5 protein-coding genes are annotated in these 10,198 nt (G+C 49.1%); 2 read left to right on the forward strand and 3 right to left on the reverse strand.

Annotated features, from left to right (window positions below):
• Positions 1–153: 153 nt before the first annotated feature.
• Together NG833_RS13290 and NG833_RS13295 are read left to right on the forward strand one after the other, a co-directional pair.
• Positions 154–1,884: a class I SAM-dependent methyltransferase gene (locus tag NG833_RS13290; RefSeq protein ID WP_254565766.1), complete on the forward strand. Its 1,731-nt coding sequence runs from the start codon at positions 154–156 to the stop codon at positions 1,882–1,884.
• 225 nt (positions 1,885–2,109) lie between these two features.
• Positions 2,110–2,340, forward strand: a complete 231-nt coding sequence (locus tag NG833_RS13295) for a hypothetical protein (RefSeq protein ID WP_254565767.1) — start codon at positions 2,110–2,112, stop codon at positions 2,338–2,340.
• A gap of 370 nt (positions 2,341–2,710) precedes the next feature.
• Here NG833_RS13295 and NG833_RS13300 read toward each other — a convergent pair whose 3' ends face one another.
• The 3 genes from NG833_RS13300 to NG833_RS13310 form a co-directional block, all read right to left on the reverse strand.
• Positions 2,711–5,416, reverse strand: a complete 2,706-nt coding sequence (locus NG833_RS13300; RefSeq protein ID WP_254565768.1) for a response regulator — start codon at positions 5,414–5,416, stop codon at positions 2,711–2,713.
• Positions 5,417–5,449: 33 nt separating this feature from the next.
• Positions 5,450–5,908 (reverse strand): response regulator, encoded by a 459-nt coding sequence (locus tag NG833_RS13305; RefSeq protein WP_254565769.1) that lies wholly within the window; start codon positions 5,906–5,908, stop codon positions 5,450–5,452.
• A 543-nt stretch (positions 5,909–6,451) separates the two neighbouring features.
• The gene (locus NG833_RS13310) at positions 6,452–9,871 is read right to left on the reverse strand and encodes a PAS domain S-box protein (protein WP_254565770.1); all 3,420 of its coding nucleotides are present in this window, start codon (positions 9,869–9,871) and stop codon (positions 6,452–6,454) included.
• Between the last annotated feature and the right edge of the window lie 327 nt (positions 9,872–10,198).

Here is a 10,198-nt window from a genome sequence, read left to right on the forward strand (position 1 = left end):
AATTCACCGAGGCCATTTTGGGGAGGCGATGTTTCTTCAAGATGCCAAAACAGCGTCTTTCTCAAAAGGACCTCAAAAAAATCCCTGTGGGATGGGGAAACTTTCATCCTTGAAACCTGAACCCTTGATTGAGAACCGATAGGAATAGAAATCATGCAAGTCCAACTGATGGTTACGGAATATTTCGCGAAGCAGGACTATGACAGTGCCCTCGCCCTGTGCCGACAAAACATTCAAGCGCAACCCCAGGTGATTGTCAATTACTGGTATTTAGGGGTCGCCTTGTTACTGCAAGGAAAGCAAAGGGAAGCTGAACAGTGCTGGAATGCGGTATTGTCCCAGGGAACACCGCCTCAAGTCCAACAGTGGGGACAGCAGCTTTATGAGATTTTATGGGCGATCGCCACTCAGAAAGAATCCGCAAGGGACTGGCAAAGCGCCTTAGTCTTGCGCGATCGCATCAGTGCGATCGGCCCCAATGATCTCAATAACCATCTCGCCCGTCTCCAACTTTACCTGCACCTCGGCATCCTGGACTCCACCCTCACCGAACGGTTAATCACCACAGCCGAATTACTCGCCTCCTCTAACTATTCTCACCTCAACCAACCCCTCCTCATCGCAGTCTTACGCCAACTCGCCGAAGGCCAAATTTTTCATATTAAATCCCTCAATCTCTTAGATGCTGCTTTAACTCAAAACCTCTTAAACCATCCCGACTGGAAACAAAACATCAGCCTCCAACAATCTTATGGAAATTATTATCGCAATAAAGCCCTTAAACATTGCGACTATGGAGAATTCCAAGACGCGATTCTCTGCTTCTGGAAAGCCAAAGACCTCGTTCCCGACATTTCCATCACCTACCCCCTAGGGATGGCATTTTTGGCCCAAGGTAAATTGAGTGAAGCGGCTGAACTCTTAAACCAAATCCCCCCCAATCAGTCGGAATATGGTTCCGCTCGGTATATTTTATCAGCCATTTATACCCCCCAATCTCAGGAAGTCATCCGCACCATTTACCAGCGCGTCATTGAAAAAAGTTGGGCGAATTGCAAATACCCCCAAGCCGCCAATGCCGCCCAGAAAATGGTAGAACTTGAACCCAACTCCAGTCATGCTCATTATAATCTTGGGATGTCCCTGTACTATCAAGGCTTATTTACCAGTAACGTCGAAAAAGTTTATCAAGCCGAAATTGCCTTAAAGAAAGCCCTGGAATTTAAGCCCAATAACGAAATTCTCCAGAAAAAACTTTCCACGATTCCCTATACTCTCCAATTTGCTCAAAAAGGCTATAACGTCAGTGCCGACTGTTTTACCGGAGTGATGCCAATCTGGGAACAGAATTTCCGAAAATATGCCAATATGCCGAACTTGAGAGTGGTAGAAGTGGGCTGTTTTGAAGGCATGGCGAGTTGTTGGTTGCTGGATAATATCCTGACCCATGAAACCGCTCGGATTACCTGTATTGATAATTTTGAGGGGGTAGTGGAGAGTAAAAAGAATGACCCGACGGTGCAGAAGTCAGTAGAGGAGAGATTTGACGGAAATATCGAAAAAAGTGGAGCGAAACACAAAGTCGATAAACGGGTGGGATTCTCTCAAGAAGTGTTGCGATCGCTCCCGTTAGATTCCTATCATATCGTCTATATTGATGGCTCTCATTTTGCCATTGATGTCCTCCAAGATGCGGTCTTAAGTTGGGGACTCATCAAAGAAGGCGGCATGATTATTTTTGATGACTATCACTTTGAATTTCCTGACCGCCCGCACTGTAATACCGGGCGAGGAATTGATGCCTTTATGACAGTTTTCCAGGAAAAACTCAAAGTCATTTACCGCGACGATCGCCAGATTTTCTTAGAAAAACTCTCTCATTAAAAGAGAATAGGAAATAGAGAAAATGTTTGTAGTAACGACTTCAGTCGTTGCCCAGAGTGTCATGGCCTCTGCCATGATACTCGGGAGCATCTCAAGAAGGCAAAGAGACCTAACCCCCCAGCCCCCTTCCCTAGGAGGGAAGGGGGAGCAAGACTTATAAATTCCCCTTTTAGGCAAAATTGAGATGCTCTCTGACACTCAAAAAGAGAATAGGAAATAGAGAAAATGTTTGTAGTAACGACTTCAGTCGTTGCCCAGAGTGTCTTGGCGATCGCCATGACACTCAAAAAGAGATGGGAAATCCAGAAAATGTTTGTAGTAACGACTTCAGTCGTTGCCCAGAGTGTCATGGCGATCGCCATGACACTCTCAATTGGCGGTGTAAGAACCTGTTTGGGGACTGGGGCGATCGCCTGCCAAGGGGCGTTACTGGGCTTGGGCCCAGTCACGCGGTAACGACTGAAGTCGTTACTACAAACATTTTTTTGAGCTTAAGGACCTGTTTGGGGACTGGGGCGATCGCCTCCCAAGGGGCGTTACTGGGCTTGGGCCCAGTTACGCGGTAACGACTGAAGTCGTTACTACAAACATTTTTTGGAGATTAAGCATCTGTTTGGGGACTGGGGCGATCGCCTTCCAACGGGCGTGTCTGGGCTTGGGCCCAGTCACGCGGTAACGACTGAAGTCGTTACTACAAACATTTTGTCGTTTTTACTCTTGAGCCCGCGCAGGCGGGCTTTGTCCGTATAGCCTCCGGGCTTCAGCCTGCGGGTTTGTACAGACTTTTGACAACCGGATTCCGGATTACTGGGCTTGAACTTTTCTCTCATTTGCCGATAGTTTTCTCCAATCCGTCCAGAGGTCGGGTTAATAATTCGATCGCCGCCATGAGTGCTTTGGGGTCAATGGGTTTAGTTAAATGCTCTTGAAATCCGGCTAAAAATGCCGCAGTGCGGTCTTCTTCTCGGGCATAAGCTGTTAGGGCAACCGCCGGAATTTGCCCTCCGGCGTTTCTCTCCATTGCCCGAATTTTGCGGATAAAACTATACCCATCCTCCTCTGGCATGGCAATATCGCTAATCACCAGATCCGGTTGCCAGTCAGAAAACACGGCGAGGGCTTCTATTGGGGAGGCGATCGCCTGGACTTGGCACCCAGACTGTTCTAAAACAAACTGCACAAACTGCAAAGAGTCCCGATCGTCATCCACAACCAGGACCCGCACTCCAGTCAGTTTCGGTTTGGGAGAAGACTGGGGTAATTGGGTTTGGAAGTCAGTTTTGAAGGCGATCGCCGGGAGTTTCACGGTAAAAGTCGCCCCCTGTCCCTCTCCGGGACTTTCTGCACTGACGGTTCCCCCATGCAGTTCCACCAGATGGCGCACCAGTCCTAATCCAATCCCAAGTCCCCCATGATTGCGGGTACTAGAAGCATCCGCTTGGCGGAAATATTCAAATAAATGGGGGAGAAATTCCGGCAGAATGCCGACTCCGCTATCCTGAACTTGCAGCATCACCCATTGATCCTCTTGTTGGACGCGGAGGGTAACTTGACCCCCGGGTTCGGTAAATTTCACCGCATTCGACAGCAGATTCCACACCACTTGCTGCAAGCGGTTGGAGTCTCCCATTACTGGGGAGATATTGGGATCTGGGGAATAGTCCAGTTGCAGGGATTTGGCTTCGATCGCCAGACGTAAACTTTCGATCGCCGCGCAGATTGGGGTCGATAAATTCACCCGCGTGACTTTCAGGGTCAGCTTGCCGCGTAGGATGCGGGAGACATCCAGCAAATCCTCAATCAGTTGGGTTTGGAATCGCGCATTGCGTTCGATTGTCTCCAAGGCACGGCGAGTGGTAGCTTCGTCAAATTTGCGAGCCAGCAGTAACTGGGACCATCCGAGAATCGCATTCAGGGGCGATCGCAACTCATGGGAGAGGACCGCTAAAAACTCATCCTTGACCTGATTCGCCCGTTCTAATGCCTCCGCTTGTTGCTGTAACGCCGCTTCCATCCGTTTGCGATCGGTCAAATCCAGGGTAAAAAAGACCCCCGCATCCGCATTATGGTCAAAAATCGCCCCTCCCAAAAGCACCGGAATCCGGGTCCCATTTTTATGAAAAAATTCCTTTTCAAAGGGCTCGGTATAGCCTATTTGACGCGCTTGCTGATTGGCGGTTTCATCCAAATGTAAATATTCCGAAGGGGTAATCTTGCGCCAATTCAACGGTTCCTGTTGTAACTCCTGCTGGGAGTAACCCACCATTTCCAAAAAGGCATCATTGGCAACGGTAATGGCATCCCCATGCCAGAATCCCATGCCAATGGTATTGGAATCCATCAATCGTCGGAACCGTGCCTCACTCTCTCGCAGCACCTGTTCGGCTTGTTTGCTTTCTGTGACATCCCGACTAATGCACAGTAAAGACTCAACATGGCCCTCTATGTCAAATTCTGGAACGGCTTGGGATTGATAAGTTCGGGTTCCTGTTGAAGAGGGAAAATCAAATTCCAGAAAACCCGGTTCTCCGGTGACAAAAATCTCTTGTAAATGTCGGGACCACTGTAAGTAAGTTTCTTCGAGAAATCCTAAATCTGCATTGGTTTTGCCGATAAACTCCTGGGGAGGGATTCCGGTGGCTTTTTCAATCGCCGGGTTGACGTAAATGTGGCGCAGTTGTCGATCAAAGCGGGCGATAATATCTGGTGCATTTTCTGCTAAGGCTCGAAATTGTTGTTCCCGACGATACAGTTCTCGTTCCGACTGCTTGCGTTCGGTAATATTCAAGGCGGTCCCCATCAGCGCTACCACCTGGGGAGGGTCCTGATTCGGTTGCTCGTCAAATACAGGTTCTAAAATCAGGTCGTAGTCCCGGATTTCTCCCAAAATAGTCACTGAGACTTCCATGCGAGTGGGAGTTCCGGTGGCAATTACCTCTCGTTTGAGGGCGCTGAGATGGTCGGCATCGGCTTGGGAAAATAAGAAGTAGTCGGTTTCTCCGACGATTTCCTCTGCTGTTTCAGGTCCCTGGGGATTGTGAATCCATTGGTATTTCAGGTCCCGGTCTTGTTGGAAAATACAGATAAATGAATTTTTCAGGGCCATTCTAAACCGGCGATCGCTCTCTTGGAGTGCGGCTTCCGCCTTCAGGCGATCGCGATGTTCTTTCGCCTCTCGAATGGCTCGTTGCACCGAGGGAACCAGTCGTTCTAAGCGCTGCTTGAGGACATAATCCGTGGCTCCACTTTTCAGGGTCTCCAGGGCCACTTCCTCCCCCAACGTCGCCGACACAAAGATAAAAGGCAGGTCCGGACATCGGCTTTGAGCCATTTTCAAGGCAGAAAATCCATCGAAGGAAGGGAGGGAATAATCGGCCAAAATCACGTCCAACGACCCGCTTTCCAGGGCCTCTTGGAAGGCTTCGCAGGTGTCTACCCGCTTCAACGCCACATTGAGACCACTCTCTTGCAAGTGGGCCTCAATGAGTTCTGCATCCAGCAGACTATCTTCTAGCAGTAGGATATGCAGCACTTTAACCGTCCATCATTCGTTTAGTTAGGTGACTCATTCTCGCGCTACCGCAGGCAAAGAGCCTGGAGGCGGTTGATTGACTACGGCCCAAAATAGCCCTAGGCTTTTGATGGCATCCACAAACTCGTGGAAGTCTAAGGGCTTGATCACATAGCCATTCACCCCTAGATTGTAGCTGCTAATGAGGTCCGATTCTTCACGAGAAGCGGTCAAAATCACCACGGGAATCTGGCGCAAATCCGTCGTAGACTTCATTTGTGCCAACACTTCCAGTCCATCGATTTTGGGCAGTTTGAGGTCAAGCATCACCAAGATGGGATGTCCTTCTCGCCTCAATCTAAAGATACCCCGACGAAAGAGATAATCTAGCGCTTCTTCGCCATCGCGCACCACGATGACTTCATTGGCTAGGTTATTTTCCGCTAGTGCCGTCAAAATTAGCTCTATATCATTGGCATTATCTTCTACCAGTAGAATGCGTTTGATGTCCATCCTTGGTTCTCCCTGGTTCATGGGGTTTACTCGGTATATGACGCTGGAATTTTATCTCATTTTACCGGGATGACAGAATTTGACCTCTTGCAAAATAACGAAGAGATCCCCCCAACCCCCCTTAATAAGGGGGGCTTAAGAGAATTTTGCAAGAGGTCTAATCAATGAATCAGATCCGGATATTGCCACGGGTTTTATCCGATAGGTAAGCGGTCTTCCTTCAAATTTCCTCGGCTTTCAGTTCCTGAGCCTTCTCACCCGAAACTCGGTTTCTTGAGCTGTTGGTATCAGAAACCGGGTTTCTACAAACACTTTTGCCTCTTACCTAAATTGATAAAAGAAACCCGGTTTCTTGAGCTGTTGGTATCAGAAACCGGGTTTCTACAAACACTTTTGCCTCTTACCTAAATTGATGAAAGAAACCCGGTTTCTTGAGCTAGAGGAACGGTTTCCCTAGGAGTAGAGTAGGAGTAGGGTGGGCATGGCCCACCTTTGAGTGAATGTGGGTGAGTGAATGTGGGCCATGCCCACCCTACAATAACTTTAGCTATTCGCGTCGAGTTGATTTTCTTCCGGTTGTTTAGGAAGAGAAAAATAAAATGTAGCACCTAAATCCACCTCACCTTCGGCCCAAGTGCGGCCTCCATGACGATGGATAATTCGACGAACATTGGCCAGTCCGATGCCGGTGCCCACAAAATCAGGATTGCTATGTAAGCGTTGAAAAACCCCAAAGAGTTTGTGAGCATAGCGCATATCAAATCCGATGCCATTATCTTGCACAAAAAAGATAAATTCGATGTTGTTTTCCTTAAAACCTACGGTGATTTCAGCCGCTTCCCGTCGTTGGCTGTATTTAATTGCGTTATCTAGAAGATTTTGGAACACCAATCGTAACATGGTGGGTTCCCCTTTCACCGTGGGTAATGAGGCAATCTTCCAGATGATTTTGCGATCGCCTCTTTCCATCTCCAAAGTCTGCCGGACCTCGTGCACCAGTTGATTCATATCGACTTTGATCAAGCGCATCTGAGCACGGGCCATGCGGGAGAAGGCTAACAAATTATCAATCAACTCTTCAGCTTGGTGGGTACTCTGGACAATAATATTGAGATAGCGCTGACTATTTTCATCCAGAGAGGGTTCGATCCGTTTGCGGAGCAAATTCACAAATCCGCTAATATGTCGCAGGGGCGCGCGCAAATCATGGGAGACGGAATAAGCAAAGGATTCGAGTTCTTGATTGGCCGCTTCCAGTTGGGCGGTGCGATCGGTCACCCGGCGTTCAAGACTGGCATTGAGATGCTGAATTTCACTCTCGTAAAGTTTGCGATCGCTAATATCAATACAAGACCCCACATATCCCTCAAATCGGCCATCGGGGGAAAATCGAGGCACGGCGCGATCTAACACCCAACGGTATTCCCCATCATACCGGCGCAGGCGATATTCCATCTCAAAGGGTTGGCGTTGCTCAAAGGCTTGATGATAAGTAGTAAGGCAAAATCCCATGTCCTCGGGATGTACTCCCTCCACCCAACCATTGCCGATTTCTTCTTCTAAAGTCCTGCCGGTAAAGTCTAACCAGGGTTGATTAAAATAATAACATTGCTGATCAATTCCGGATAACCAAATATAAACCGGGGCAGCATCGGCCATTGTCCGAAACCGTTGTTCGCTTTCGAGTAAGGCAAATTGTGCTTGTTTGCGATCGGTGATATCTTCATAGGCTAAACCGAGACAGTGATTGGGGAGGGGAAAGGCTTTCAGGGAACAATAGCGTTCCTCTCCAGCATCGTCGCTGTAGATGACTTCGGGAAAATCCCGCGCTTCGGAACTATTCAAAACCTCTATCAACTCGACAATTCGTGAGGTTTTCACCAGATGGGGAAATAAAGTCTCAATCGGCATTCCTACGGCCCGGTCTAAATCTCTTCCCGCCAGTTGACTCGCCGCAGGATTAGCACTCATTAGTTCAAAGGAAGGGGGTTCCTCTTGTGGGGTGAGTTGCCAGACTGTTAATCCCACTTGAATATTTTTGACCACATCCACATAGCGTTTGATTTCAGCTTGGGCGGATTTTTGGGCGGTGATGTCATAAAAGCTCACCACGGCGGCGACAATTTCGCCCTCGGCGTTGCGAATGGGGCCGGAGTTGGCGAGGACGGTGACCCGGGTCCCATCAGCGCGTTGGATTTGCAGTTCTTCTTCAACCACAACCTCTCCGCTAGAGATGGATCGCGCTAAGGGTAAGGCGTCTGAGTTATAGGGTTTACCGTCAGGGTGAAAAATTTGGTAGGAAGTCTGGAGATAACTCGGGATCGTGATGAGGGGAGTCAGGGAAATGCCTAAAATTTCTCTAACTTGCTGATTCATCAAGACTAACTGCCCGGAGGGGGCTTCGGCAACGATCGCCCCGGCAGGCATTTGTTGCAAAACGGCACTCAGGAGTTGTTGTTGGGATTCCAGGTCCGCCAAGAGCAGGTCCCGTTCTTCTTGAGTGCGCTTGCGATCGGTGATATCCAGAGAGATTCCGGCGAGTAAGCGTTTTCCGGAGGGTTCGCGCATGGGGAATTTCCAGGAAATCCAATAATGGTTCCCGTCGAGGTGTTCAGCAGTTTCTACAAATTCCAGGGCCTGGTCAGTTTCTAATACAGTGGCATCATGAGTTTGTAGTTCTTGGGCGACTGCCGAAGGAAAGAGGTCCGCGTCGGTGTGACCCACCCATTCCTCCAGGGGGCGTTGCCACAGCCGTTCTAGCATGGGATTGACGTAAACATAGCGTCCGGCTTCGTCTTTAAAGTAAGCGGCAACGGGGCTATAGTTCATAAAGGTCTCAAATCTCTGTTGAGTCTGCCTCAAGGACTCTTCGGTTTGTTTGCGATCGCTGATGTCCATTGCAATGCCTGTCATTCGGACTGCTGTGCCACTGGCATCTGTAAAGACTCGTCCTTTGCCTAAGATCCAGCGAATCTCCTCCGGGGAGGGCTGAATCCGAAATTCTAAGCTGTAGGGGGTGATTTCTGCCACCGCCTGGGCGATCGCCTCTTGGACTCGTTCCCGGTCCTCGGGATGAATCAGGTTTAAAGAACTCTCAAATGTCCGCTCTAATTGACCCGGACTCACCCCGTAAATTTCCGCCAGATTGTCCGATCGAATCACTTCGTTGGTGCTCAGATTCCAATCCCAAAATCCCATTCGTCCGGCTTCTAAAGAGAGTTGCAGGCGTTCCTGGGTTTGTTGGCGATCGCTGACATCGGTGAGCATTAGATGGGTCCCCTGAAACTGACCCTGGTCATCAAAAATGGAATTCATGGAGACGATCGCCCAAAGCAAGGACCGATCGCTACGGCGAAATCGCCCATCCCATTGTTCGGGGTATCCGGGATAGGGTTGGGTCAGGGTCTGGTATCCCTTGGGGCGATCGCCTTGGTCAAACCAGTCAAAAAAGGGGCGATCGAGCATCGATTCTGGAGAACAGCCTAACATTTGAGCCATTCGCTGATTCACATAGCGGGTTCGCCCTGCCTCATCCAAAATCCAGATGCCTTCTGAGGCGGTTTCTACAATCCGCCGATAGCGTTCCTCACTCTGCTTGAGTTGAGTCAAGCTGATTTCTAACTCTCGTTTCACCTGATGGAGTTTGGTGTTCAGCTTGGCGATCGTCAAGGTAACCAAGACAAACAACCCCATTCGCAGTAGGTTGGTTCCACTGAATACGGTTAAGCTCTGGAGGGGAACGAGTACAAAATAGTCGAGGGCTAACACAGAGAGTACCGTTGTCACCAGTCCTGGACCCATTCCCCCATACCATGTCATCCCCGTTACGGCGACAAAAAAGAACAGAAACAGGGTTGAAGCCAGGAGGGGTTTGAAGGCGAGGGTCAGGAGTAGGGCAATGAGGACAGTTAAGACAGCGGCGCTATAGGAGAAAACCGGCGATCGAGGGATGGGTCGCACCATTGAGACTCTTTATATTCCGATAAAGGAAGTTTATTCAAAAACTTAATAATTTTAAAGTAACAAGAAAAGCGTGCATTTTTACCCAAATCTTTCCCACGAGTTAGGGGATTGCAAAATATAAATCATCCAACCGTTCATATCTGTAGGGGCGCAATGCGCAGGCCCAAAAGAGGGCGCTCCATTGATCCATCAATACGAACGAACGTTTTAGAGATTTTATTTTGGGGAGTTCCGTTAAGGGGATTGCAAAATATAAATCATCCAACCGTTCATATCTGTAGGGGCGCAATGCTTGCGCCCTCCGGAGGGCGCAAGCATTGCGCCCCA

The sequence above is a fragment of the Oscillatoria sp. HE19RPO genome (assembly GCF_024220515.1).
Classification (GTDB): domain Bacteria; phylum Cyanobacteriota; class Cyanobacteriia; order Cyanobacteriales; family Laspinemataceae; genus Laspinema.

Bases quoted from the DNA above. Each gene is read 5' to 3' on its own strand.
- NG833_RS13290 (WP_254565766.1), top strand. From the start codon at position 154: ATGCAAGTCCAACTGATGGTTACGGAATATTTCGCGAAGCAGGACTAT.
- NG833_RS13295 (WP_254565767.1), top strand. From the start codon at position 2,110: ATGTTTGTAGTAACGACTTCAGTCGTTGCCCAGAGTGTCTTGGCGATC.
- NG833_RS13305 (WP_254565769.1), bottom strand. From the start codon at position 5,908: ATGGACATCAAACGCATTCTACTGGTAGAAGATAATGCCAATGATATA.
- NG833_RS13310 (WP_254565770.1), bottom strand. From the start codon at position 9,871: ATGGTGCGACCCATCCCTCGATCGCCGGTTTTCTCCTATAGCGCCGCT.